This window comes from Streptomyces sp. NPDC058401 (genome assembly GCF_042722885.1).
Lineage (GTDB): Bacteria > Actinomycetota > Actinomycetes > Streptomycetales > Streptomycetaceae > Streptomyces.
Genome location: NZ_JBHXKA010000002.1, coordinates 113,749 through 138,894, shown reverse-complemented (window position 1 = coordinate 138,894; position 25,146 = coordinate 113,749). Strand labels below are relative to the sequence as shown.

Sequence of the window (25,146 nt, the reverse complement as noted above, 5' to 3'; positions counted from 1 at the left end):
CGACAAGGAACCCAGCATGGAACTCGACCTGCACATCCCGACGCGCATCGTGCTCCAGGCTGGAGCGATCGACCGGACAGGGGCACTGACACGCCCCCACGGCAGGCGCGCGCTCCTGGTGACCGGCCGCACCGCTGTACGGGCGAACGGATACCTCGACCGGGTTCTCGCATCCCTGGAAGCGGCAGGTGTCAGTGCCTCCGTCTACGACCGGGTCTCGGCCAACCCGCGCTCCGACGAAGTGGACGAGGCAGCCGCGCAGGCCCGCGCCGCGGGCTGCGACGTCGTCGTCGCCGTGGGCGGCGGTAGTGCCATCGACGCCGCCAAGGGGGCCGCCGTGGCGGCTGCGTCGGGCATCACGGTCCGGGACGTCATCGGAGTGACCCTGGAGCAGGCTCAGCCGGTCCTGCCGATCGTCGCCCTTCCGACCACGGCCGGCAGCGGCTCGGAGGTCACCAAGGGCGCGATCATCACCGACGCGGCGCGCGGCTTCCGGTCCGGAGTCCGCGGCGACGCGCTCTTCCCCCAGGTGGCCATCGTGGACCCGGACGTGATCGCATCCGTACCGCCGAAGGTGCTTGCCGAGACGGCCTTCGACGCGTTCGCCCATGCCGTGGAAGGATGCGCCGCCGTGCGCGCCAACCCGCTGAGCCGGGCGCTGGCACACCGGGCCATCGAACTGATCGCACGTCATCTCCCCGGGATGCTCCGGGGCGACAACCGGCCCGAGGCCCGTGAAGGGCTCTGCCTGGCGGCGCTCCTGGGCGGGGTGAACGTGGCCACGGTGAGCACCTGCCTGCCCCATCGGCTCCAGCAGGCGATGGGCTCGGTCCGCGGTCTCGACATCTCGCACGGCAGGGGACTCGCCGCGGTCTACCCGAGTTGGCTCAGGCACACCGCGCCGGTCACGGCGGACGTCTTTCAGGAGGTCGCGGACCTGCTGGGAGGGCCGACCGTGCACGATGCCGTGGGGCGGCTGCTCGAGGACGCGGGACTCGCCGTGCGGCTGCGGGACTGGGGTGTGTCCAAGGAGGACCTGGACACGCTGGTCGCCGGTGTCAGCGGCAACTTGGACAACGATCCCGCCCCCGCCGTCGACGGCGACTATCTGCGCACGATCTTCGCGGAGTCCCTCTGAGAGCCCGGTGACCGGGTCGTGCCGGGCTGCTGCAGACCCACGGCGGCCGGCACGGTCCATTCGGTGGGGACCTGCCAGTTCCGCCACTCCTCCCACCAGCCGTCTCCACGCAGGACCATCGCCTCGACTTCCCGTGCGGCAGCCCGGACCGCGGCGGCCTCCTCCGGGGTGAACCCCCCTCGCCGCTCGCGTTCCTCGAACTCCGCGACGTCCTTCCACCGGTATTGCGAACCGTCGCCCGGGATCCACAGGTCCAGCTCCTGGTCCAGGGTGTCGAAGCCGCGTTCCGTACGGCGCATGGGCGCCTGGAAGTTCACGTACCAGCCCGCGAACCGGCCGTCCTCCCAGCGTCCCCAGACGGAGTACCCGTCAAGGGCCCGCTGCAGCTGGAGGACCCCCTCGGACTGCCAGACGGGATCGAAGGCCGCCCAAGGATGAACGCCCCAGCGGAAGTCGCCTCGTCCGAAGGTGAGCGGCGTGCCCTGGTGGAGGTAGGCGGCGAGGGTGTTCCCGTCGTCCGAGGCCACCCGCATCGGGTAGAGGATCCACTCCCGGCCGTCGAGGATCTCCCGGCGGACGATCGTTTCGTTTACGGTGAACTGTCGGACCATCAGATGGAGCCTCGGCCTTTCTTCACGTCATGTCGGGGTCCGGTGCGACGGGCCGGCCCCACCTCGGAGCCGGCCCGTCGTGCCTCATCGGCCGAGAACCGTGCTCACCTGCTCGGCGACAGCCGGATCCAGCATGATGGGAACGGTGCCGGGGGAGTCGTACCAGGACAGTTCGAGGTTGGGCACGGCCGGGGTCCAGTGCAGTCCCATCTCCTCCTTCTTCGCGCTCCGCGCGAAGGCGATCACCCTTCCGGCGTACGGCAGGACTTCGAACTGCTCCTGGGCGAACATGCCCGCAGCCCACAGCACTTGAAGCCGGTAGAAGTCCGCCGGTGTGACCCGGTCGTCGTACCAGAGCCGCGGACCGATCGCCCGAAGCCCGCGCTCGACGTCCGCGGGACCGTCGATTCCCCATTCCGACTTGAGGGAGGCGAGCCGGAAGCGCAGTAGTTCGTCCAGTCCCCAGCCCGGGTTCACCAGGGAGACCTGGGACGGCGGGTTCACGAGGACGACCGCCCGGACCTCTTCGCCGGCCGCCCGGAGCCTGCGTGCCATCTCGAAGGCGACCAGGCCGCCCTGGCAGAGCCCGCCCAGGAAGTACGGTCCGTGAGGTTGCAGGGCCCGCAGCTCCACCAGGTAGCGCTCGGCCATGGCACTGATCGACGTCAGGGGCCGGACCTGGTCCCGGTAACCGGGGGCCTCGAATCCGTAGAAGGGCCGGCCGGCCCGCCAGGCATCGACCACCGACTCGACGATCCGTATGTTCCCGGTGCCCACGTGGACACAGAAGAAGGGCTCTCCCTCGCCATCGGGCGCCAAGGGCACCAGGCACCGGGACGCTTCGCCGTCCCAGGGGCTCGCCGCGGTGCGCCAGACCTCTTCCGTGGTCAGGACGCCTTGTCCGTCACCTGCCGGTGCCCCGGCACCGGCCTCGGGGGCAGGGGCTCCGGACAGCAGGGCCGAGGCAAGCGCCGCCACCGTCCGGTGCTCGAAGATGTCCTCGGCCCGCAAGGCCAGTCCGGCCTTGCGAGCGGCACCGACCACGTTGACGACCAGCAGGGAGTACCCGCCCAGGTCGAAGAAGTCGTCGTCCGGACCGACCTCCGTCTCCAGCAGATCCTCCCAGATCGCCTGGAGGGTCAGTTCGATCTCACGGACGGCTCCCGCCCGGTCCGCCTCGCTGTCGTATTGCGTCATGCCTTTCCTTTCGTCATGCCGGAGCGTGACTGGGCACCCGTGCCGAAAGCGACAAGGGCCTGCCGGTCGGTCTTGCCCGACGGGGTGAGGGGAAGCGCGTCCATGAGCCGGTAGCGGTCGGGCACCATGTGAGAGGGAAGTCCGGCGGAGGCGTGCCCGCGCAGGTCCGCCTGGATCGTGTCGCCGCTGCCGGGGGCCGGGACGACGCAGGCCAGCAGGAAGCTGCTGCCCGCCCGGGTGGTGGCCACCGTGACGGCCACGTCCGACAGCAGGCCGGAGCCGCGCAGCACGGCTTCGACCTCCCCCGGTTCGATCCGGAACCCGCGCAGCTTCAGCTGCTGGTCGGCACGTCCGGCGTACTCCAGCTCACCGTCCGGCAGTACGCGGGCCAGGTCCCCGGTGCGGTAGTGGGGGACCTGGCCGGAGGGCGACTCCATCACGACGAACCGCTCGCGGGTGAGTTCCGGCCGGTTGAGGTATCCGGACGACACGCCATCGCCCGACACCCACATCTCACCGATCGTGCCCGGTGGGACGGGCCGGCGGTCCTCGTCGAGCACCTTCACCGAGAGGTGCGGAAGCGGCCGCCCGATGGGGGACCGGACCTCCCCGGTGAGTACCTCGTCGTCCAACTGCTTGTAGGTGACGTGCACGGTCGTCTCCGTGATGCCGTACATGTTGACCACCGACGGCCGGGGCCCGGGGAGCTTGCCCAGGAAGTCGCGGAGCACGGAGAGCTCCACGCTCTCGCCGCCGAAGACGAGGTGGCGCAGCCGCAGCGGCGGGTAATCCGCCTCGCCGTGCGCGATGGCGGTGTACCGGAAGACGGAGGGGACCTGGTTCAGGACCGTGACTCCTTGCGAGACGAGGAGGGCGATCAGTTTCTCGGGTGAGCGCGCTGCCTCGGCGGGAACGACGACCACCGTCCCGCCCGTGGCGAACGCGCCCCACATCTCCCACACGGAGAAGTCGAAGCTGAGGGAGTGGAAGAGGGACCACCGATCGTGCGGTCCGAAGTCGAACAACGGCACGGCGGCACGCAGCAGGGCCAGCACGTTCCGGTGGGTGACCAGGCAGCCCTTCGGGTGCCCGGTGGACCCGGACGTGTAGATGACGTAGGCCGTGGCGTCGGCCGCGAGGGGCAGGTCCGGGCCGGCGGGGCCGGGCGGCGGAACAGCCGGCCCCGCCCCCGGATCCAGGACGGTCACGCCGGGACCGAGATCCACCTCACGGGCCGCGGGCCCCGTGACGAGCTCGATGCCCGCGTCCCGGACGATGTAGCGCAGTCGCTCCAACGGGTAGGCCGGATCGAGCGGCACGTAGGCGGCACCGGCCTTCAGCACGGCCAGGATCGCCACGACGGAGGCCGACGACCGGTCGACCAACACCCCGACGAGGTCGCCCGTGCGGACCCCGTGCGCGGTCAGCGAGCCGGCCAGCCGGTCGGAGCGTACGTCCAACTCCGCGTACGTCAGCTGCTCCGGGCCGTCCAGGACGGCGACCGCCCCGGGCGTACGCCGCGAGGCCTCCCGGAACAGTGCCGGCAACGATCCGGCCTGCATGGATGGTGACATGCGAATTCTCCTTGTCAGTCGGGCTGGGGTACCGGGTGCCGGGCGGGGTTCACGACGAGGAACCTCGAGGCCAGTCCTGCCGACAGGAACACCACGGCCAGCACCACCCAGCCCGTCACGCCGAGACCGACGACGAGGGAGGTGACGGCTGCCGGGCCGAGGAACTGCTGTACGCCGCGGCCGAGGGCGAAGACCCCCTGGTACTCGCCCATGCGCTCCTTCGGCGGCAGGCCGAACGAGATGCCCCAGCTCCCGGCTGCCTGGTACAGCTCGCCGAAGCAGAGCACGACGACGCCGGCGACGAGCGTCACAGCCGACACCGCTGTCGGTCCGTAGGCGCTCAGTGCGAACACCGGGCAGGCCAGGGCCAGGAGGTATCCCGCGCGTCTCTGTGCCGCCGCGGCACCGGGAAGCGTGTCGGAACCACGGCTGACCGCGACCTGGAAGAGGACGATCAGTACCGTGTTGGTCAGTGCGAGCACGGAGTTCAGAGCCGTTGGCACCGTGGTGTGGGTGACGATCCACAGCGGCAGCCCGATGGTCAGGAGCGGCTGGTACAGCTCCAGGACCCCGCTCGTGAAGGTCACGAGGACGAAGCGGCCGTCCCTGAGGGCGGAACGGGAGGCGGTCGCGCTGCCCCGGCGGGCCGGATCGGTGGCCGGCAGCCGGCTGCCGATGACCGCACAGCCGAGCTGTGCGCACGCGTTGACGAGTGCGACCACGATGAAGGCCCGCCGTCCTCCCACGGCAAGCGCGGGGGCGGCCGTGGCGGCCCCCAGGGCCAGGCCGAGGTTGAACAGTCCTCGGCTCTGCGCCCGAACCCGGGTGGCCTTCTCCCCGCCGAACAGTACGTAGGTGAGCGCGCCCCGCAGGGGGCTGCCCGCCGTCTCGCACACGGATATCAGGCAGGCGACCACGACGAACGACGCGTAGTCGTCCACGAAGCAGTACAGCACGAAGAACACCGACAGGAGGGTGTACGTCGCGAGCAGGGGCTTCTTGGGCCCGATCCGGTCGGCCAGCATGCCCGCGGGGACGGCGCTGAGGAACCCGCACAGTCCTGCCACCGACAGACCGATACCGACACCCGTCGGGCTGAATCCGAAGACGGTGGTGAAGAAGATCGCGCTCGATGTGAGGAAGAACCCGGTGCCCGCCGACTGTACGAGGGTCAGAACGGCGAGACGGCTCGCGTCCCCCTTCTCCGGGATCAGTTCGCCGAGCCATCGAAGGCGCTTCTTCTCGGTGTGACTTTGCGACACTTCTCCCCCTGTGGAATCGGCCGGTGTGCGGGTCAACGGCTCATGAGGCCGGCCGCGCTCAGCGAGAACCGTCGGCCGTCGGTCGTACTGAACTCGTAGGCGAGGGTCTTCTTCACCTCTTCGACCGTGGCCACCATGCCGGTGTGATCGGCGGCGTGGCCGCCCACGATGTCGAGGAACGAGGTGCTCACCCCACCCGGCAGTTCGGTGCCCCTCCGGACCAACGGGAGGTAACCGGTGATCCCGGGGATGCGGCGGAGTTCGGCGACTCCCCGGGGACGGTCGAGACGGCAGGGTTCCCGCGGTGCGGGTGTGCTGAACTGGAAGTAGACCCGATCGGGATTCACCGGGGTCGGGGTCACAGGCCGGCCGAGAGCGATGCGTCCGGCGACCTCGATCAGGTTCAGGCCTGTCGCGCGCAGGGTGAGATCCGCCAGCCCGCCCCCCAGCCGGCCGTTGACCTCGATGATCCGCGGCCCGTCGGCGGTGAGCTTGATCTCCGTGTGGGTGATTCCGGTGCTCACCCCGAGGGCACGAACCGCCGCCACGGCCATCTCCTCGACACCGGAGGCCTCGGATCCGCCGAGGTGAGAGGGCCAGAACTGACCCACCTCGCGGAACGGGGGCAGGAGCGGGAACTTGCCCGTCACGGCCAGCACCGTCACCTTGCCGAACAGGACGAGGCACTCCACCGAGACGTAGTCCCCGAGCGGCGCCTCGTCGCGGCCTTCGAGGAACTCCTCCAGGACCAAGGCGTTCTCCTCGCGGTCCCCGCCGAGGAGGGACTCGGCCAGTCTCCTCCCCGACTCCGGGTCGTCCACGCGGAAGACGTTCCGGCTGCCTTCGCCGCGTGCCGGTTTGAGCACCCCGGGCAGTCCCACCCGCGCGAGCGCCTCGTCCCAGTCCCCGGCGCGGCGGAGCAGGTGGCTGCGTACCGGCGCCATCCCCGAGGCGTGCAATCGCTCGCGCTGGGCGTACTTGTCGGTGAGCAGCCGAACGGTCCCGGGGAGGTGGTACGGCAAGTCCAGTTCGAGGGCGAGTCGTGCCGTGGGCTCCTGCATCCGCTCGCTGAAGGTGGTGATGCCCTGGGCATTCGCCGCGCGGAGGGCGGCGACCACGGAGCCGAATCCGTGGCGCAGGGGCAGAACGGGACCGAACTCCTCCAGGAGCGGGCGCATCGTCTCGGCGTGGCCGGAGTCGCCCAGAACCGTCAGGACCGGCACCCCGATGCGGCGCAGTGCCACGCCGATCTCCCCCGGAGACGCCGCACCGCGGTCATACACGACAACTACCGGACCGTTGACTTCCGTCACGCGTCCCCTCCCTCATCGCAGGCCGGCGTTCCGCCGTTCGTACGGCGCCGGCCGGTTGGCTCGGTGTACAGAAGTGCTGCCGGTCCGGCCGTCAGCGGAGGCCCGACGAGGGGGTCGGTACCGCCCGGGTGATCACGGAGTGCTCCCTGAGGAGCAGTTCTCCGACAGCCGGGTCGATCTCGTCGCGCCATCGGGTGCTTCCGTAGACGGCTTCGTACAGCTGTGCGCGGTGCGCTTCGTCCTCGAACCGCCGGATCCAGAGGTACCCGTCGGGGTCCTCCTCGTCGATGAAGGAGGCGATGACCTGCATGCCCTTGGATACCTGGAAGGGGAGGACAACCGTTTCCATGTACCGGACCCAGTCGTCCCGGCGGCCTGGGCGGGTCTGGTAGCGGCGGACTTCGTAGAACATGACATCTCCCTCACAACTCTTTGGACGGCCCCGCTGGGGCGGCGGCTCGTGCGGCGTCCTGCGTCCCTCCGGGCTCGGGTGCCGCGGGAGGCGACGACGGATCCTTCCGTGTCAGCAGCGCGAGGACGGGGCCGGTCATGTACGTGGTGACCAGGGCCATGACCACCATCAGCGAGAACAACTGGTTGTTCAGCAGGCCTAGTTGGAGGCCCACGGTGAGGACGACCAGCTCGGTGAGGCCGCGGGTGTTCATCAGGGTCGCCAGGATCCAGGTGTCGCGGCCGCGCAGACCGCCCAGCCGAGCCCCTCCCCACGCGCCGATCACCTTGCCCGTCACGGCCACGAGCAGGATCAGCGCAAGATCCGTGAGGGCTTCTCCGTCGAGCTCGGACAGATCGACCTTCAGACCGGCCATGACGAAGAAGACCGGGAGCAGGAACGGAGTACTGAACTGGCTCAGCTGCTGCACGGACCGTGCGGCCTTGTCGCTCAGGTCCCTCGGCATCACCGCTCCGAAGGCGAACGCCCCGAATATGAAGTGCAGGCCGATCCACTGGGCCGCACAGCACGAGAGGAGGAGGCCGACGACCACCGGTGTCGCCGTGGCCGGGCCGGCCCGCAGCAGAGCCTTGCGCAGCAGGGGCCGGACGGCCGACCACATCAGCAGGAGGTAGACCGGGATCAGAAGGGCGTGCCACTGTCCGGCGCCGATCACCGCGAGCACCATGGCGAGCGTGGACCAGGCGATCAGATCGGCGAGCATGGCCGCGCTGAGCGCGATCCCGCCGATCCGAGTTGTCAGAAGGCCGCGGTCGGAGAGGATGCGTGCCAGGACGGGGAAGGCGGTCACGGAAGTGGCCGCACCCAGGAAGAGGACGAATCCCACGGAGTGGTCGGTCGGGGTTCTCCTCAGGAGATAGAGGCCCAGCGCGCATCCCAGTATGAAAGGGAAGACGACGGAGACGGCGCCGGTGGTCATTGCCGCCCGGCCCTCGGAGCGTAGCAACGTGCGTTCGAGTTCGGCTCCCGTGGCGAACATGAAGATCGCGAGACCGATGGTGCCGAGTCCGCTTAGGTACGGTCGTACATCCATGGGAAGAAGTGCTTCGGCGATTTCCCCGTTCAGCAGGGTCGGGCCGATCAGGATTCCGGCGAGAATCTCGCCGAGTACGGCTGGCTGGCCAATCTTTCGAGCTGCAGTTCCCAGGACTCTGGCGAGGACGAGGACTGCAATGAAGGCGAGAAAGAAGGACGCCGTCACATGTTCGGGCATGACGCAACTCCAGTGGTCGGCCCACGGTCAGAGGGCGGACCCGAGCGGGGCCGGCTGAATGGGTCGACTGCGGGATATGAGAGTGTGCGGAACGTCCGTAGGCCACTTCGCCATCGGGCTGAAGAGATGGTGCAGGCTCGCGGCCTTCCGGTCCCCCTCGGCGATGACGCATTCCGCACCACGCCGGGCGTGCGAGATCAGCGCGTCCAGCTTTCCGTGCATCGCGCCGCTCGTATCCCATGACGCGCTCGGCCAGAGGAACTCGCGCATCGAAGCGGAGTCGTCGGGGTGCAGATACGGCAGCACGGGGCTGTCGTGCGTGGGGCCGGTGAGGATTCCCGGCACGTCGGTGAGCGTGACGACCCGGACGGGTGCCAGGCCGGGCTCCTGGACGAGGATGCCCGGTACGTGATCGCTGCCCAGGATTCTGAGGGAGCCGTCCGCGGAGAGGATGCAGTCTCCCGACAGGACGGGCAGCACGTGCCGGTTCAACAGGCCGGACACCACGGCGGTCTGGGCGTTCAGGCCCGTTCCGTCCTCGGTGCACATCGCCGCCACCTGAAGCGGCAGCGCCCGCAGGCCGGCCTGCTGGAAGGCCTGGGTCCAGGCCCACTTGACAGCGAAGGTGGCCCGGGTGAGCGGCAGCACCGCGTCCGGGTTCCCGGCCTGGGGGTCCCTCACCGCTCCGTGTCCCAGCGCCCCGCCTCCGGCCACGAAGACCACGCGGCCCGGGTAGGTCCGCGCCAGGTCCGTGACGAGCGCCGCGTAGTCCCGGACGGCCGCCTCGTCGAGGTCGCTGTCGGACCGCTTGTCCGAGACCAGACTCCCGCCGATCTTCACCACGACGGTCCGCGGCTCGTCCGGCGCGGGCCCCGACTTCGAGGCGGCCCCGATCGGCTCGCTCATCGGGCCGCCGCTGTGGGGGTGCCGCCGAAGGCATCGGCCACGGCCTTCGCCACGTGGAGCCCGACGCGGGAAGCGAGTTCGTCGAGCGGTTGTGAGGCGTCGACCTCCAGCCAGCCGAATCGTGCCGACCATTCGTCGAGCAGGTCCAGGATGCCTTGCTGGTGGGCCAGGAAGCGCTCGCGCGAGCAGGAGGGATCCATGCCGCACTCGTAGGGCAGCAGGTCCTTCCCGGCCTTGCGCTCCCAGGCCTGCTCGGGGCTGAGCCGGAGATAGGTCACGGATTGGGAGGGAGGGAGCCCGGACACGACCGATTCCACCCACGGCCGGTCGAGGCCGTACACGATCTCTCCGGCCGCGTGCTTCATCCAATAGCCGTCGAGCAGGGTCACGGTGCCCGGTCCGGCCGGAGCCGGCACGCGTCCCTCCAGGGCCATGCCCATCGACCACATCAGGAAGAGGAAGCGGGACGTGTTCGGCATCTCGGCAACGCAGAGCCTGGCGTCCTGGGTGTCGGGCCGCATGAAGCGGGTTGCGGGATACGCCGGGTTGTCGACGATGTCCCATCGTTCCACCCGGTCCACCATCAGGCCCTGGGCGGTGAGGCGTTCCGCGGCGAGACGGGAGACGGTGGACTTGCCGGCTCCGTCGCCCCCGACGAGGGAGACGATCACCAGGTGCCCCCTGCGCGGGTGCCCGGGGGACATGGGGGGCCGGCTTTCCGCTCCGGCCCCCTGATATCCAGGTGCGGACACGGAAAAGCATAGTCAGGGATTCCGGTTATTGGTCTGCCGAATCGCGGGCAATGGGACCTGGACGTTAAGTGGTTCCTCGATGACATGAATCCCCCGTCACTCCATCGTCTGTTGGCGTGCCGTCAGCAACCGTAGTCCAGGGGTCGATTGGGCTCAAGTACGAATTTCGGCGGTGATGAGACTGCTGGTCGAGATGGATCATCCCGGTACACGCCCCTATGCCCGTTTTCCCGGTTGTTCATATTCTGGACCGCTCCGGATAGGTGTTTTGCGGTGCGGCGGAGTTCATGTAGCGTTCCGGGGGTCTGAGGGCCTAAGGGCTCTCACCTTGCGACGAACAGCCCAGTTGGCTGTAGCTCCCGATGATGCGTCTCGAATGAATGGCGCATTCCGGTTGAGAGTACGGCTCGGTACATAGTCTCTGCAGATCAGGTCCGCCGGGTTCCCGGTGGACAGGCCCCCCGAGGTCGATGGGGTTGGTGTGATCTGATCGAGGTCCGCTCACAACTCTGATTTACGGCGACACATCTCATGTCCGGTTGATCGAGGAAGGTTGGCAGTCATGACCAGGAGCGATGCGGGAGAAATCAAGGATTGCCAGGTACTCGTCATCGGAGGGGGGCCGGCGGGTTCGACGGTCTCCACCCTCTTGAGCAAGCGTGGGTTCAAGGTCACGCTGCTGGAGCGAGAGCACTTTCCGCGCTACCACATCGGGGAATCCCTTTCCATATCCTGCTTTCGGGCCATGGAGGTGCTGGGGGTCAAGGACAAGGTCGAGAGCCACGGGTTCCAGCGTAAGAACGGTTCCTACTACGCCTGGGGCGAGGAGGAGTGGGACCTTCCCTTCAGCCATCTGCCGGGCGAGGACAACCACAGCTGGCAGGTCATCCGCTCCGAGTTCGACGAGATCCTCCTCAACCACGCCCGCTCCGAGGGCGTCGAGGTACACGAAGGCGTCAGCGTCAAGGAGGTCCACTTCGAGGACGGCCGCGCCGCTGCGGCGTCCTGGGTGAGGGGCGGGGACGATCCCGCCTCAGGTGTCGTCCGCTTCGACATCGTCGTGGACGCGTCCGGCCGTAACGGTGTGCTCGCCGCGCGCCAGCTGAACACGCGGCGCTTCCATGACGTCTTCAGGAACCTTGCCGTCTGGGGCTACTGGGAAGACACCCCCGATCTCGATCTGGGCCCCGAGGGCGCGATCGCCGTCTTCAGCCGGGAGGCCGGCTGGCTCTGGGCGATTCCGCTTCACGACGGCACCGTCAGCATCGGCCTGGTCACCGGCAAGGAGGAGTACCGGGCGGCGTACGACCGGCTCGGCAGCCGGGAGGCGGTCTACCACGAGGCCATCGAAGCCTGCCCGCAGCTCGCGGCCCTGACCAAGCCGGGCCGGCTCACCTCCCAGGTCAAGAGCGAGACCGACTACTCCTACGTCTCCGATGCCTTCACGGGACCCGGATACTTCCTCATCGGTGACGCGGCGGCGTTCCTCGACCCCCTGCTCTCCACCGGGGTTCACCTGGCGACGTTCAGCGGGATGCTGGCGGCGGCGACGATCTCCTCGATCCTGCGCGGGGACATCCCGGAGGACGAATGCCGGGCCTTCTTCCAGACGTCCTACCGCCAGGCGTACGAACGTCTGCTGCTCCTGGTGTCCGTCTTCTACGAGAGCTCCCGCGGCAGTGCCAGCCACTTCTACCAGGCACAGTTGCTGACCCGGAAGGAACGCCAGGGGCTGCGGCTGCACGACGCGTTCCTCAACATCGTCGCCGGGACGGAGGACTTGGTCGACGTGACCACGGAGGGCGCCTACCAGGCCCTCTCCGCCAAGATCCGCGGCGAGGACGGTGGATCGCCGGCACCGATCTCGAACCACAACACCCACAAGGAAAGGCTGCCCGAGTCACCCGAACTGGCCATCGACGGTCTCTACCTGACGCTGGAGCCGGAACTCGGCCTGCGGCGCGCCGCCCCCGGCCGGTGAGCGGCCGGGACACGGTTCCCCCTCACGCCAGTCTCCTTCTGGCGCTGGCCCGCCCGACGCTGGACCCCGACCGGCTGCTCGCCATCCGTGCGCTCGCGGCGCGCGAGGACTTGGACTGGGGCGCCTTCCTCCACGCCGCGGCCCGGCACAAGGTGTTGCCCCTGATCGGGCGACACGTGGACCGGTACCGGCTGGACCGCGGACCAGGGGAGGAGAAGGGTTTCCCGCACCCCTGGGCCTTCACGAGCTCGTACCTGGGAAACCGGAGCCGGAATCAGGCTCTGTCCGACGAATTCGGCCGTCTGCTCACTGAGTTGACGTCAGCCGGGGTCCGGCACGCGGTCCGCAAGGGATTCCACATCGCCGAGACCGTGTACCACGACATCGGTGTACGCCGGATCGGTGATCTGGACCTGCTCGTCGACCCGGCCGGCGCGCCCGAGGCGCACCAGGTCTTCCTGAGGCTCGGCTACGTCCGGGGCCGGCTGGCGTTCGACGGAGAGCGCATCGTGCCCGCGCTCGATGGGGAGGAGAGCGACCAGCTGCCGTATCTGAAGGCGGGCAACCGTCCCGATGTGCCGGAGTTCCATGTGGATGTGTGCCAGGGCATCCAGCTGAAGGCCGGTTGCACCGTCACCGCTTCCGAGCTCCTCGAACGGAGCGTACCGGTGCACGTGTGCGGAACCGGAACCCGGGCAGCCGACCCGGCCGACCGGCTTCTCGACCTCGCCTCCCTCATCCACGCGGAGACGATCGGCCTCCGCTCCATCGACGACCGCGTCGACCTCCAGGTGAGCAAGTTCATGGACCTGGCCCTGGTGGCGGCCCAGTTCGAAGAGGCCGACTGGCAGGACCTCGGCGCACGGGTTCGCGAGTACGACGTCGCAGCCACCGCCTACTACGCGCTGCACTTCACCGACGTGCTCCACCCAGGAGTGATCCCCGGTGGCGTGCTCGACCTGCTCCGCCCCCGGGACACCGGCTACCTGGAGGAGTACGGGTCGCTCGACGGGCGGACGGCCCGCTGGACGATCCCGTTCCCGCAGCGCTTGTTCGTCGCCTGAGGGCCGAGGATGCCGGATGGAGAGGCCGCGCGCCGGGGTGTTCCCCAAGGAAACCCGGGCGCGCGGCGTCATAGGAAGGGAGACGCATGGAACCGGAGAGCGCCGCGCTGTCGTTGACCGTTCTCGGCTCGGGGGCGCCCTATCCGCAGCCTGGCCGGGCCTGTTCCGGCTATCTGGTGCGCGGCGGGCCGGGCCGGGTCTGGGTGGACGCCGGCCCAGGCACCCTGGCGTCGCTGCAGAACTTCACCCGTCTCGAAACCTTGTCGGGGGTGTGGCTCTCGCATCTGCACGCCGACCATGCCGCCGACCTACTGGGCACCTATTACGCGCTGGCACTGTGCGGAGTGACCCGACCGGCTCCCCTTCCGGTCTATGCCCCCCGGGGATGCGCGGAGCGCCTCGCGGGCTACTTCGCCGAACCGGCAACGGGGTTCCTGGGGAAGGCGTTCGCCTTCCATGATCTCCACGACGGCCATGTGGCGGAGGTCGACGGGCTCCGGCTGGTGAGCCGGGCCGTCGACCACGACGTCGAGGCCTTTGGTCTGCGTGTCGAGTACGCGGGAGCCTCCCTGGCCTATTCGGGCGACAGCGCGCCGTGCGGCGCGCTGGAGGAACTCGCGGCGGATGCCGACCTGCTGCTCTGCGAGGCCGGGGACGACCGTGACCGGCCGGGAGCGGCCAAGCGGCACCACACCCCGGAAGAGGCAGGTGAGCTCGCGCGGCGGGCGCATGTCCGTGAGGTGGTCATCACGCACATCGCACCTGCTCTGACCGAGGAGGAGGCGGTGCTGCGGGCGGCGCGCACGTTCCCCGGACGGATCCGCGCGGCCAGGGAAGGCGCTACGTTCCCGATCACCGCTGCCGCCCGCCCCGGGGAGGCTCGGCGGAGTCAGGTGTGACGGGCGAGCTTGACCGACGAGACGAGCAGGATCGCGGCCAGCGCGGGGATGAGGATCACGTCGGGGAACGCCCCGAGCAGCAGCCCGCCCAGAACCGCGCCGGCGATCGAGCCGGCGGCCATGAGCATCACGAAGTGGCGGTTCGCACCGAGCACGGCGAAGCTTCCGTCGCGGCTGTAGCGGGCGAACGCCACCAGCATCGTGGGCAGGGACACCAGCAGGGAGAGGCTTCCGGCGGTCTTGATGTCTTCGCCGAACAGCAGCACGATCGTCGGGATCAGCAGCTCGCCGCCGGCCACGCCCATGATCGCCGCGACCACACCGATGCCGAACCCGGCCATGACTCCGGCCGGCACCTGCGCCCACAGCGGCAGGTCGAGCGTGCCCAAGGCGGTGGTGTGCGTGACCACCAGGGCGGCCGCCATGAGCACCATCAGGACGGCCAGCACCTTGTAGAGGGTCGAGGAGCGCATCCGCACCGCCCACGACGCTCCGGCCCAGGCACCCAGAAGGCTGCCGGCCAGCAGGTTGGCCGCGACGGGCCAGCGTGCGGCCACTTCGGCGGCCGGCACCGCCGCCAGCCGGGCGGGCAGTGCGACCAGAACCACGACCAGGCTCATCGCCTTGTTCAGGATGACGGCCGAGAGCGCCGCGAATCCGAAGAGGCCGATCAGCAGCGGCAGGCGGAACTCCGCACCGCCCAGCCCGATCATCCCGCCCAGAACACCGATGGCCGCTCCCGCACCGAACACCAGGGGTGCCGTGCGCGCCGATCGGAGGGAGATGGTCGAACGGAAGGAGATGGAGGAGTGGCCCGTACGCATGATGTGAATCTTGGCTGGTCACGGGCTCGCCTTCCATGGCTCGACCCCACCTTCAGGGAAAGCCACCGGATAACGGCCCCGGACTTGTCAGGACCTCCGAGCGCCGGATTCGACCCGCCCTCGCTCTCGCCGGCAGGCCTTGAGGCCCGCCCAGATCTCGGTGCCGTCGGCGTTTGCGCGGCGCGTCATTTCTTCGTCGTAGTCCTCGAAGAGGTCAACGGCCCGCATCCGCACCTCTTCCCGGCGCTTGCGCTGCTCGGTGGTCAGCCCGCCCCATCCGGATACCGCATGTCTCCGGGTAGAAGGTGCCCATGTCGTGGGCGCACGCAAGGACTGGAGGGAAGGTTCCCGGGTACGGCGAAGTGAAGGGCTACGAGGGTCCTCCGATCCCTGGGGCGCAGCTCCCGATCCCGAAGGCTCGCTTCGGGTGGTCGGTGTGGCCCGGGTGGGACCAGCTGGGGTCGGCTTTTGCCCGGGCCCGTGCCGAAGCGGCCCCCGTGCTCATGGTTCTGCAGTTCGCGATGGCTGACGGGCCAGGAGCCGGGTCAGCGGGAGATGAACTCGCGCAGCTCGCGCTGGAGGGCTGCCTTGGGCTTGGCGCCGACGATGGTCTTGGCGACCCGGCCGCCGACGAAGACGTTCATCGTCGGGATGGACATGACCCCGTAGGCGGCGGCCGTCTCCGGGTTCTCGTCGATGTTCAGCTTCACGATCTTGATTTTGCCGCCGTGCTCGGCGGCGATGGCTTCCAGCGACGGGGCGAGCTTGCGGCAGGGGCCGCACCAAGGGGCCCAGAAGTCGACGAGCACCGGCTTGTCGCTCTGCAGGACGTCCTTGAGGAAGGACTTGTCGGTGACGTTCCTGAGGGCCACGGTGCGGCCTCCTCCCGTGTGAGCAGCCGGTGCCGGCCGCGGTGAGGGCCTGGCGGTAAGTATGGTCCATGACTTCGCCCGCGGCTGACCGGCGAGCGGGTCGGCGGGGGCCCGGGCCGGGGCCGCCACCGTGGACGATGACTTCATCGCCGCCGGTGGCCATCCCCGGCACGTCCACGTTTTCCATCAGTTCCTCTACGTGCCGGTGGGGCGGATCGTGGTGACCATCGAAGGGGTCGACCACCGGCTCGACCCCTCCGTCGCCCTGTGGATACCGGCCGGGGTGTGGCACGGTGCCCGCTTCGACCCCGACTCGCTGGTCGTCGCCGAGTCCTTCGACGCCGGAGCGCACCACCTGCCCCACCCCGGTCCGGCGGTCATCAACGTCACCGGCCCCCAGCGCACCCTGCTGCTCGCCCGGATGCGCTGCTCGGACCCCGCGCAGGAGGCCCCGGCCGTCTTCGCGGTGCTCAGTGGCGGCCACCCGGACTCGCTGCCGTTGCCCCGGCCCGTCAGCAGGGCCGCCGCGGCCGTGGCGGGTGAACTGACCCGCCGCCCCCACGACACACGCACCGCGACCGAATGGGCCCAGGGCTTCTACACCGGCTCGACCAGCCTGCGCCGCTACTTCGGGGAGACGCCGGGCTCCTACACCCGGCAGTCCTCCTGACGCGCGAGCCGGTCGCTCCGCGCGGCTCACCAGGCGGCGGCCACCGCGTCGGCCTTGGTGACGGACGCGCAGCGGCCGGCGGCCCACTCCAGCGCCATCCGGTGCTCCCGCGCGGAGAAGTCGGCGACGGCGTCGGCGACCGCGAACGCCTGGACGTCGCTCATCCACGCGTCGCAGGCCGTCATCATGACGCCGATGTGCGCGTACACCCCGGTGATCACCAGCTGGTCCCGGCCGAGGGAGCGCATCGGCCGGGGGCGGCCCGCGGCGCCGGGCTATTCCGCGTAGTCGTTGCCCTGGAGGTGGAGTGAGCGCAGGGCCGCCTCCAGGGTGAAGCGGTGGTCCGGGTCCGTGATGCGGTCGCCCAGGTGGGCGTCCAGGTTGCGCAGGCGGTAGCGGACGGTCTGCGCGTGGACGCCGAGCACCTCGCCGACCTGGTCGGCGGGGGCGCGCGTGGAGATGTGGACGCGCAGCGTCTCGACCAGGCGCCCGCGCCGGGAGCCGGTGAGCCCGCTGAGCGGGGCCAGTTCGCGGGCGGCGATGTGGGTGACGAGCGCGGGGTCGGACAGGAGCCACAACGTTGTCAGATGGTCCTCGCAGCGCACGACCGGCCGGTTGGGCACGATCCCGTCGTCGATGAGCTGCAGCACCCTCCTGGCCCACCGGATGGAGTCGGCGGCCTGCGGCGGCGGCACGGTCAGGCCGATGACGGCCGAGGCGCCCTCCAGGGCGGATTCGAGCATCGCCATGCGTTCGGGGGTGAGGGGGCCGGGGATCAGCAGGTGCGGCTGCGGGATGCCGAGGTCGGCGAGGACGTCGCGGTCGAGGCAGGTCCGTATGTGGTCGGGGGCCGGAGCCCGTAAGGCCACCAGGGTGCACTGCTCGGGGAGTTCCCACGCCGCCTGCTCGCACAGCTCGGCGATGGTCGCCTGCGGGAGGGGCGAGCCGACGAGGATGAGGTGGAGCAGTTGCCTGCGTAACGCGGACACCTCGGAGGCCGCACGCGCCCGTACCTCCGCGTACCCCTCGCGCGCGAGGGCCTCCAGTTCGTCGACGTACGCGAAGAGCGCGTCCGCGAAGGCGAGGATGAGGGAGGGGGACAGTTTGTACCGGCGGCCGAGGGTCTTGGCCCGGCGGAGCGCGATGCGCGCGCCGAGCCGGTAGGCCCCCTGGAGGGTGTCGAGGTCGCGGCCCTCGTAGGCCTCCACCCGGCCGAACTTGCGCAGGAGTTCGTCGCGCAGGACCGAGCTCGCGCCGGGGTCGGCGACGCGGTCCACGAACGTGCCCAGCGCCTGTTCCACGCCCTGGCGGATGGCGTCCGCGTTGGGGCCGTTGAGGAGCCGGGTGTACACCGGGTAGGCGCGCTGGACTTCGACTCTGATCTCCTTGATGAGGCCCGGGACCTCGGGCCTCATCAGGGCTGCGAACTCTTTGGGGAGCGGATCGAGCGGTTCACCGATGTCCGGCGTCTGTGCGATTGAGGGCATGACCGGTCCCTTGCTCTCCTGCGCGCCCGATGGGGAGCGGCGTGGCAGCACCCGGACCGACTGGAGGGCATGGGCGCGGCCTGTCAGGTCCATACCTGTTTGTGGTGCTGACGCTAAATCAACTTGGCTGAGCTGTACACCACATGAACACGAGCGGCGCCGCAGGAAGAGGCGGGGTCGGCCAGATCGGCCGGGAATCAGCCCTCGATGGCGGTTACTTGACCGCGGAGTGCCAGTTGCGGGAGAGCTGCTTGCCCGCGTCGGGGGCCACCGTGCCCGGGGCGTAGAGCCCGCCCAGGTAGGTCTGGGTGTTGTTCAGGGTCAGGCTGTTCTTGCCGGCCGCCGACGGCAGACCGGTCTTGAGGTTGACCGCCGCGTCGATCAGGCCGAAGATCCCCAGGCCGCAGCCGCTCGCGCCGGGGACCGCGAAGGACGTGTCGTACTGGGTGGAGCCGAGGAGGTTGAGGCGGCTCATCTCGCCCTCCTCGTTCGCGCTGCCGTCACCGTTGAACCGGTCCACCCCGAATTCCGGGTAGTTGAGGTTCTTCGGCTGCAGGACGATCGGGTTGGCCTTGGTGCCGATGTAGCAGTTGCTGCCCAGGAACGGGTTCTCCAGGTGGATGCGGACGGGGATGTTGACGATCGTCTGGTCGGTGACGACGCCCGCTATCTGGTCGAAGTTCGAGGGGGTGCCCACCGACTCCAGGGTCGCGGTGATCTTGTTGAGCTTGCCGTCCGCGAGCTGCTGGCAGATGGCCGTGATGCCCGGGATGTTGCTCGGACACATCAGCCCCAGGAGGCCGCCGGGCACCGTCGCGGAGTCGGCGATGATCGACCCGGAAGCGGGCGCGACGACGATGCTGGTGCCGTCGGCGTTCTGGATGACGCCCATCTGGAGGTTGCTGTTGCCGGTGAGGACCGTCGTCTTGCCGAGTTTGATGGACCCGCTGGTGGAGTACGAGACGACGCACTGGGGGGCCTTGTCCAGACCGTCCGCCCCGAGCATCGTCGGCGAGTCGACGGGGCAGCGGGTGAACGGACCCCATCCCCCGTTGAGCGCCGGCGTGGCGGCGGTCGCCGTACCGAGGGAGGCGAACGCGCCGAACGCGGTCAGCGCCGAGAGGGTGGCGAGCCGGGTGCGTGCGGAGGCGAGTGGCATGGAGGTGCCTTTCGGTGACGGGGAACGGTCAGGTCAGGTGCGGAATTCGGGGGTACGGGGGTACGGGGGTACGGGGTACGGGGGTTCGGGTCAGCGCTCCGGTACGGGGACCACGAACGGCTGGTGGTCCTCGGTGCACTGGCCCTCGGTCGGGAGCTCGACGGCCACCGCACACGTCTGGCCCTGGATCTGCTTGACGTAGTTGCCGGGGCCCGAGATGGACGCGGTCAGCAGCCGGTCCAGATCCTCGCCACCCGCGCCGCAACCCGTGAAGGCGGGGATGGTCACCTCGCCGGTCAGCGGGCCGCCGGAGGTCAGGAGGTATCCGGTGGCGTCCGAGCCGTTGATGAGCTGGCCCTTCCCGAGCATCACCAGGTGCGGGCCCGGGTACGTGGCCGGATCGGGCTCGGGGGAGCTGAGCGGGGTCTGCGTGCGACAGGACGGACCGACGTCCAGGCGCGTGCCGTTGACCTCGACGTCCAGGACGCGCAGGACCAGCGGGGCGCGTACGTACGTCTCCGCGATGTTGTCGGGGAGGACGAGCAGCACATCCGAGGCGACGGTCATGGGCCCGGCCTGCTCCAGGACCATGGTTGCCGTCGTCGGGGTGAAACCGAAGGTCAGGAAGGTGGACTTGAAGGGCGGGGTCTGCTTGCGTCCCTGGTAATCGAGGTAGGCCTCGGACTTCTGGAGCATGTGGATGTTGCCGTCGGGCGGGAAGGCGATCTGCGGGTCGCCCTGCTCGATCTGCACGCACGACACCGGGATCAGGGAGGCGCCGCCCAGTTTGCGGACGTTCGAGTAGCCCGTGATGTACGCGGTGAGCGATTTGCTGGTCGGGTTCTGCTTGAGGCAGGTGGGCGCCGGCGGCCTGGCGGCCGATGAGCCGGTGCGGGACTCGCCGACCTTCGGCGCCTTGTCCTTGTCCTTGCCTCCGCCCGCCTCCTGCGCGGGAGCCCCCGGCCTCGTCGGCCCCTTCGGGGTGCCGGGTCCCGCCGGGGACACGGAGTCCGTCGGGGACGCGGGGGCCGTCGGCCGCCCGGACGCCGGGGCCGTGGGGCCCGACGGGGAGGGCGAGCGGCCCGGGGCCGGGGTGGAGGTGGCCGGGCCGACCGGCACGGTGGCCAGCAGGCCGTGGCCGGCCGCGTCCTTCGCGAGGGTGCAGTCCAGGGAGAGGGAAGCGGGAGCGGTGGGTGCGCCGCCGGCCGCGGCGAGGGCGAGGTCGATGCCGAGGTCCGTGGCCGTGACGGTGAGGTCCCCGTCGGCGGCGGCCGTCAGGGTCGGGGCGTCGCCGGTGGTGGTGAGGGTCAACGGGCCCTTGGCGGGTACGGCGACGGGCGGGGCGGCGCCGGTGCCCCGCCAGAGGGCCTGAGCCTTCGCCCCGTGCTGGGCGACGTCGAGGGACAGCCTGGTCTCGGGCACCACCGTGGTGGCCTTGAGGGCCGCGAGGTCGGCGACGGCCGGGGCCGGGAGCTCGACCGTCGTGGAGACCGCGGTGGGGCGGATCGCCTCACCGGTGGTGGCCCGGCCGGGGAAGGTGGCCTGGACCCGTACCGCGACGCGTTGCTGCCCCGAGGGCAGCGCGCAGTCGTAGGGCAGCTTCGCGCTGACCACCTGCGTCCCCACCGCGGCGGCAGCCGAGGAGATCAGGGGGGCGAGCGCCACGAAGGCGGCGATCGCCGCACCGCGTGCGCGCACGCGGGGCGTCCGCAGGGCGGGACGGTGGCCTCTCATCACTTGCTCCGCTCGGGGATCGTCCGGGGCACGACGGCCGGCGGGGCCGGTCGGCGTGCCTGGTCGGCGTGGGTCGGCGAACGCCCGGCCGGTCCTGCCGGTCGGGCGTACGGACCCGCAGGAGTGCCGGGGCACTCCCGCACGCCTTACGGGTTGGTGCCGACGATGGTGGGGATGACCGCGGTGCCGGTCTTCTTGACCAGGTAGGCGCCCTTGAAGATCGGCTTGGCGCCGACCGGCACGGCGCTGCCGCAGTTGGTCGAGGAGACGACGTTGAGTTCGCCGGTGGTGCTGGCGACCGCGAGCTTGCCCGTCGAGTTGGTGTACGTGCCGGACGCCTTGCCCGTCACGCGGAAGACGCAGGCACCGACGGTGACCTTGGCGTCGACGTTGCCGATGTAGCCCTTGGTGACGCCGGTCGCGGCGGTGTAGTCCTGTGCCACCACGGTCCACGGGGTGGTGGCGACGGTGGTCACGTTGCCCAGGACGCTGGTGCAGGGCGAGCCGGTGGCGCCGAAGGTGATGGCGCTGATCGAGGCGACGGTGGCCGGGTTGCCGGTCGCGCTGGCCATGGTGCCGGACCCGCCGGAGGTCGTACAGGTCATGGCGATGCCGTTGACGCTGAGGACGATGTTCCCGCTGTTCGTCGCCGTGAAGGCCGCGGGGGACGGGTTGACGGTCCAGGTGGTGGACGGCACGGCCGATGCCGGGCCCGCGGTCAGGGCGAGTGCGGCGGCAGCGGCGCCGGTGACGACGGCGAGGTTTCTGATGGTCTTCTTCATGGCTGTGGGACTCCTTGGGGATTGACCGGCAGAGGTGGGCCGCCGCTGTGCGGTGGGGGAGACAGAGACGGCCCGCGGCTCGGTGTTCCTCGGCCGCGACGCTGACGTTACTTGCGGGAAACTTGGCTGAACAATGGCGTAGTTCAAGATTCTTTGAAGAGCCCGCATTAACTGTTCACGGGGTGAGCGGTCCTCGGCAGCGCATTAGCCGCCGGGTGCGCAAAATCGATAATTCCGGTCGTCCGGACGCTGCTCCGGCCCGTTTTTCCCCCGTGCCGGGCGTATGCATCTCGACGGGAAGCGCGGAGTGCTCTCCGTGGTGACAAGCGGCGGCGCGCATGTGTAATCCGCGTGACAAGGAGCGCGGGGCGCGGGGCGTCCCGCGAAAAACTCGTCACCCGCTTATTGCCGTCGGATGTTACTCGACCGTAGCGTTCCGAGTGCGACGCCCGATCCCTGGTCCGGTGGCCCCTGACCACGGGACTCCTGACGGGGGAGACAAGTGGCGCACCCGAATTTGTCCACGCGGTGACAAGTTCATCGGCGCCGGGCCGAATTGGTGTCACACCTATTGTCCGGTGATCGCGAACGACCTAACGTGCGGCCCGCGACGCACACGTGGCACGCGACTGCTGGAGGTGAAGTGGGAATCGAAGTGGCTGTTGAAGGCCTGACCATGTCCTTCGGCAAGCAGAACATCTGGCAGGACGTGACCCTGACGTTGCCCGCAGGGGAAGTGAGCGTCATGCTCGGCCCTTCCGGAACGGGGAAGACCGTCTTCCTCAAATCGCTCATCGGCCTGCTGAAACCGGAACGGGGACGCGTCCTCGTGGCCGGCGTCGATATGGTGAACAGTCCCGAGCGCGATATCTACGAGGCCCGCAAACTCTTCGGTCTCATGTTCCAGGACGGCGCCCTCTTCGGGTCCATGTCCCTCTTCGACAACATCGCCTTCCCCCTGCGCGAGCACACGCGGAAGAAGGAGTCGGAGATCCGCCGGATCGTCATGGAGCGCATCGACGTCGTCGGGCTCCTCGGCTCGGAGGGCAAGCTCCCCGGCGAGATCAGCGGCGGCATGCGCAAGCGGGCGGGACTGGCCCGCGCACTCGTGCTCGATCCGCAGATCGTGCTGTGCGACGAGCCGGACTCCGGGCTCGACCCCGTCCGCACCGCCAACCTCTCGCAGCTGCTGATCGACCTCAACGCGCAGATCGACGCGACGATGCTCATCGTCACCCACAACCTCGACATCGCCGCGACCGTCCCCGACAACATGGGGATGCTCTTCCGGCGCAACCTCGTCACCTTCGGCCCCCGCGAACTGCTGCTCACCAGCGAAGAGCCGGTCGTTGCGCAGTTCCTCGCGGGGCGGCGCGAAGGACCCATCGGGATGTCCGAGGAGAAGGACGAGGCCACCCTCGCCGCGGAGGCCAACCTCGCCGCCGTGCCCGGCGCCGTACCCGCCGCACCCCGGGTCATCGTCCCGCAACTGGAGCCCTCGCCCGGACTCCCGCCGCGCCAGGCCGTCCTCAGGCGCCGCGAGCGCGTCCTCGCCATGCTCGACACGCTGCCGCCCGCCGCCCGCGCCGCCATCGAGGACACCTACGCCCGCGGGGCGCAGGCGCCGACCCTGCGGCTTCCGGCCACCGGGAGCGGCTCGTGATCACCGGTGCGCTGCGGCAGACCGGACGGCTCTTCGCCCTCGCGGCGGAGGTGGGCCGTTCCATCTTCCGACGGCCCTTCCAGTTCCGGGAGTTCGTCGAACAGTTCTGGTTCATCGCCAGCATCACGATCCTGCCGGCCGCGCTCGTCTCCATCCCGTTCGGCGCGGTGATCGCCCTCCAGGTCGGCTCGCTCACCCAGCAGTTGGGCGCCCAGTCGTTCACCGGAGGCGCCAGCGTCCTCGCCGTCATCCAGCAGGCGAGCCCGCTCATCGTCGCCCTGCTCATCGCCGGCGCGGGCGGCTCCGCGATCTGCGCCGACCTCGGCTCCCGCAAGATCCGCGAGGAGCTCGACGCGATGGAGGTCATGGGAGTCTCCCCGGTCCAACGCCTGGTCGTGCCGCGGGTGCTGGCGACGATGGGCGTGGCCGTGCTCCTCAACGGCCTGGTCTCCGTGGTCGGAACGCTCGGCGGCTACTTCTTCAACGTCATCCTCCAGGGCGGCACCCCGGGCGCCTACCTGTCCAGCTTCTCCGCGCTCGCCCAGCTGCCCGACCTGTACATCAGTGAACTCAAGGCCCTGATCTTCGGGTTCATCGCGGGCATCGTCGCCGCCTACCGCGGCCTCAACCCGCGCGGCGGCCCCAAGGGGGTCGGCGACGCCGTCAACCAGTCCGTCGTCATCACCTTCATGCTGCTGTTCTTCGTGAACATGGTGCTGACGGGCATCTACCTGCAAATCGTCCCGCCGAAGGGAGGCTGAGGCCGATGGCCTCCCCGTTCGTCTGGCTCGACCGGTCCGGTGACCAGCTCCTGTTCTACGTCAAGGCGCTGGCCTGGATCCCGCGCACCCTGCGCCGCTACCTCAAGGAGGTCCAACGGCTGCTCGCCGAGGTGGCCTTCGGCTCCGGCGGGCTCGGAGTCATCGGCGGCACCATCGGTGTGATGATCGCGATGACCCTGTTCACCGGCACCGTCGTCGGGCTCCAGGGGTACGCGGCCCTCGACCAGATCGGCACCGCCGCGTTCACCGGGTTCGTCTCCGCGTACTTCAACACCCGCGAGATCGCTCCCCTGGTCGCCGGGCTCGCCCTCTCCGCGACCGTCGGCGCGGGCTTCACCGCCCAGCTCGGCGCGATGCGGATCAACGAGGAGGTCGACGCCCTCGAAGGCATGGGCATCCGCTCCATCCCGTACCTGGTCACCACCCGCATCATCGCGGGCGTCGCGGCGATCATCCCGCTCTACGCGATCGGCCTCCTCTCCTCGTACCTCGCCTCCCGTTACGTGACCGTCCTGTTCAACGGCCAGTCCCAGGGAACGTACGACCACTACTTCAACCTGTTCCTCTCCCCGACGGACGTCCTGCTGTCGGTCCTCAAGGTGCTGATCTTCAGCGTCATGGTGATCCTCGCCCACTGCTACTACGGGTTCCGGGCCTCCGGCGGCCCCGCCGGGGTCGGCGTCGCGGTGGGCCGGTCCGTGCGCAACGCGATCGTGCTCATCAGCGTCACGGACTTCTTCCTGTCGCTGGCCCTGTGGGGCGCCACCACGACCGTGAAGGTGGCGGGGTGA

The 25,146-nt window shown here is 69.7% G+C and carries 23 protein-coding genes and 1 pseudogene; 8 read left to right on the top strand and 16 right to left on the bottom strand.

Annotated features, from left to right (window positions below; genetic code table 11):
- Positions 1-16 precede the first annotated feature (16 nt).
- Positions 17-1,138 carry an iron-containing alcohol dehydrogenase gene (locus tag ACFWNV_RS01435; protein WP_383938704.1) on the top strand — a complete coding sequence of 374 codons (1,122 nt, stop codon included), beginning with the start codon at positions 17-19 and terminating at the stop codon, positions 1,136-1,138.
- On the opposite strand, the gene ACFWNV_RS01430 is transcribed toward ACFWNV_RS01435, so the two are convergent.
- From ACFWNV_RS01430 to ACFWNV_RS01390, 9 genes are all read right to left on the bottom strand, one after another.
- On the bottom strand, positions 1,105-1,749 hold the full coding sequence (locus tag ACFWNV_RS01430; RefSeq protein WP_383938702.1) for a DUF402 domain-containing protein: 645 nt from the start codon (positions 1,747-1,749) through the stop codon (positions 1,105-1,107). The genes ACFWNV_RS01435 and ACFWNV_RS01430 overlap by 34 nt on opposite strands.
- An 84-nt stretch (positions 1,750-1,833) precedes the next feature.
- Complete coding sequence (locus ACFWNV_RS01425) at positions 1,834-2,946, bottom strand: thioesterase domain-containing protein (protein ID WP_383938699.1); 1,113 nt, start codon at positions 2,944-2,946, stop codon at positions 1,834-1,836.
- Positions 2,943-4,520, bottom strand: coding sequence for an amino acid adenylation domain-containing protein (locus ACFWNV_RS01420; RefSeq protein WP_383938696.1), 1,578 nt, complete (start codon positions 4,518-4,520; stop codon positions 2,943-2,945). Before ACFWNV_RS01420 ends, ACFWNV_RS01425 begins: the two co-directional genes overlap by 4 nt.
- A gap of 14 nt (positions 4,521-4,534) precedes the next feature.
- Positions 4,535-5,782: an MFS transporter gene (locus ACFWNV_RS01415; RefSeq protein ID WP_383938693.1), complete on the bottom strand. Its 1,248-nt coding sequence runs from the start codon at positions 5,780-5,782 to the stop codon at positions 4,535-4,537.
- Between the two features lie 32 nt (positions 5,783-5,814).
- A complete protein-coding gene (locus tag ACFWNV_RS01410; protein WP_383938690.1) occupies positions 5,815-7,026 on the bottom strand; it encodes an acetyl-CoA carboxylase biotin carboxylase subunit family protein in 1,212 nt (403 codons plus the stop codon).
- 160 nt (positions 7,027-7,186) lie between these two features.
- A complete protein-coding gene (locus ACFWNV_RS01405) occupies positions 7,187-7,507 on the bottom strand; it encodes an NIPSNAP family protein (protein ID WP_383938686.1) in 321 nt (106 codons plus the stop codon).
- 10 nt (positions 7,508-7,517) lie between these two features.
- On the bottom strand, positions 7,518-8,780 hold the full coding sequence (locus ACFWNV_RS01400; protein ID WP_383938684.1) for a cation:proton antiporter: 1,263 nt from the start codon (positions 8,778-8,780) through the stop codon (positions 7,518-7,520).
- A gap of 27 nt (positions 8,781-8,807) precedes the next feature.
- Positions 8,808-9,686: a hypothetical protein gene (locus ACFWNV_RS01395; RefSeq protein WP_383938681.1), complete on the bottom strand. Its 879-nt coding sequence runs from the start codon at positions 9,684-9,686 to the stop codon at positions 8,808-8,810.
- Positions 9,683-10,390: a thymidylate kinase gene (locus tag ACFWNV_RS01390; protein ID WP_383938679.1), complete on the bottom strand. Its 708-nt coding sequence runs from the start codon at positions 10,388-10,390 to the stop codon at positions 9,683-9,685. Before ACFWNV_RS01390 ends, ACFWNV_RS01395 begins: the two co-directional genes overlap by 4 nt.
- Positions 10,391-11,000: 610 nt before the next feature.
- Here ACFWNV_RS01390 and ACFWNV_RS01385 point away from each other — a divergent pair.
- From ACFWNV_RS01385 to ACFWNV_RS01375, 3 genes are all read left to right on the top strand, one after another.
- Positions 11,001-12,419, top strand: a complete 1,419-nt coding sequence (locus tag ACFWNV_RS01385; RefSeq protein ID WP_383938676.1) for an NAD(P)/FAD-dependent oxidoreductase — start codon at positions 11,001-11,003, stop codon at positions 12,417-12,419.
- Complete coding sequence (locus ACFWNV_RS01380) at positions 12,416-13,483, top strand: nucleotidyltransferase family protein (protein WP_383938673.1); 1,068 nt, start codon at positions 12,416-12,418, stop codon at positions 13,481-13,483. Before ACFWNV_RS01385 ends, ACFWNV_RS01380 begins: the two co-directional genes overlap by 4 nt.
- 86 nt (positions 13,484-13,569) lie before the next feature.
- Positions 13,570-14,382 carry an MBL fold metallo-hydrolase gene (locus ACFWNV_RS01375; protein ID WP_383938670.1) on the top strand — a complete coding sequence of 271 codons (813 nt, stop codon included), beginning with the start codon at positions 13,570-13,572 and terminating at the stop codon, positions 14,380-14,382.
- Here ACFWNV_RS01375 and ACFWNV_RS01370 read toward each other — a convergent pair.
- Entirely contained in the window at positions 14,373-15,206 is an 834-nt protein-coding gene (locus tag ACFWNV_RS01370) for a sulfite exporter TauE/SafE family protein (protein ID WP_383938667.1), read from the bottom strand. The two genes, ACFWNV_RS01375 and ACFWNV_RS01370, sit on opposite strands and share 10 nt — an antisense overlap.
- A gap of 545 nt (positions 15,207-15,751) precedes the next feature.
- The gene (trxA, locus tag ACFWNV_RS01365) at positions 15,752-16,078 is read right to left on the bottom strand and encodes a thioredoxin (RefSeq protein ID WP_383938664.1); all 327 of its coding nucleotides are present in this window, start codon (positions 16,076-16,078) and stop codon (positions 15,752-15,754) included.
- A gap of 130 nt (positions 16,079-16,208) precedes the next feature.
- Between trxA and ACFWNV_RS01360 the strand changes: the two genes are divergently transcribed.
- A complete protein-coding gene (locus tag ACFWNV_RS01360; RefSeq protein WP_383938661.1) occupies positions 16,209-16,748 on the top strand; it encodes a cupin domain-containing protein in 540 nt (179 codons plus the stop codon).
- Positions 16,749-16,774: 26 nt separating this feature from the next.
- Here ACFWNV_RS01360 and ACFWNV_RS01355 read toward each other — a convergent pair.
- From ACFWNV_RS01355 to ACFWNV_RS01335, 5 genes and pseudogenes are all read right to left on the bottom strand, one after another.
- Positions 16,775-16,996 (bottom strand): annotated as a pseudogene (locus tag ACFWNV_RS01355) (isochorismatase family protein); the annotation flags it as partial.
- Positions 16,997-17,023: 27 nt separating this feature from the next.
- Positions 17,024-18,235: a helix-turn-helix domain-containing protein gene (locus tag ACFWNV_RS01350; RefSeq protein ID WP_383938657.1), complete on the bottom strand. Its 1,212-nt coding sequence runs from the start codon at positions 18,233-18,235 to the stop codon at positions 17,024-17,026.
- Between the two features lie 214 nt (positions 18,236-18,449).
- Positions 18,450-19,394 carry a hypothetical protein gene (locus ACFWNV_RS01345; RefSeq protein WP_383938654.1) on the bottom strand — a complete coding sequence of 315 codons (945 nt, stop codon included), beginning with the start codon at positions 19,392-19,394 and terminating at the stop codon, positions 18,450-18,452.
- 90 nt (positions 19,395-19,484) lie between these two features.
- On the bottom strand, positions 19,485-21,128 hold the full coding sequence (locus tag ACFWNV_RS01340; protein ID WP_383938651.1) for a DUF6801 domain-containing protein: 1,644 nt from the start codon (positions 21,126-21,128) through the stop codon (positions 19,485-19,487).
- 146 nt (positions 21,129-21,274) lie between these two features.
- Positions 21,275-21,910: a hypothetical protein gene (locus ACFWNV_RS01335; protein ID WP_383938648.1), complete on the bottom strand. Its 636-nt coding sequence runs from the start codon at positions 21,908-21,910 to the stop codon at positions 21,275-21,277.
- Between the two features lie 643 nt (positions 21,911-22,553).
- On the opposite strand from ACFWNV_RS01335, the gene ACFWNV_RS01330 reads away from it, so the two are divergent.
- From ACFWNV_RS01330 to ACFWNV_RS01320, 3 genes are read left to right on the top strand one after another with little or no spacing between them, the layout of a single operon-like run.
- A complete protein-coding gene (locus ACFWNV_RS01330; protein WP_383938645.1) occupies positions 22,554-23,573 on the top strand; it encodes an ABC transporter ATP-binding protein in 1,020 nt (339 codons plus the stop codon).
- Complete coding sequence (locus ACFWNV_RS01325; RefSeq protein ID WP_383938642.1) at positions 23,570-24,334, top strand: MlaE family ABC transporter permease; 765 nt, start codon at positions 23,570-23,572, stop codon at positions 24,332-24,334. The genes ACFWNV_RS01330 and ACFWNV_RS01325 overlap by 4 nt, the downstream gene beginning before the upstream one ends.
- A 5-nt stretch (positions 24,335-24,339) precedes the next feature.
- Positions 24,340-25,146, top strand: coding sequence for an MlaE family ABC transporter permease (locus ACFWNV_RS01320; protein WP_383938639.1), 807 nt, complete (start codon positions 24,340-24,342; stop codon positions 25,144-25,146).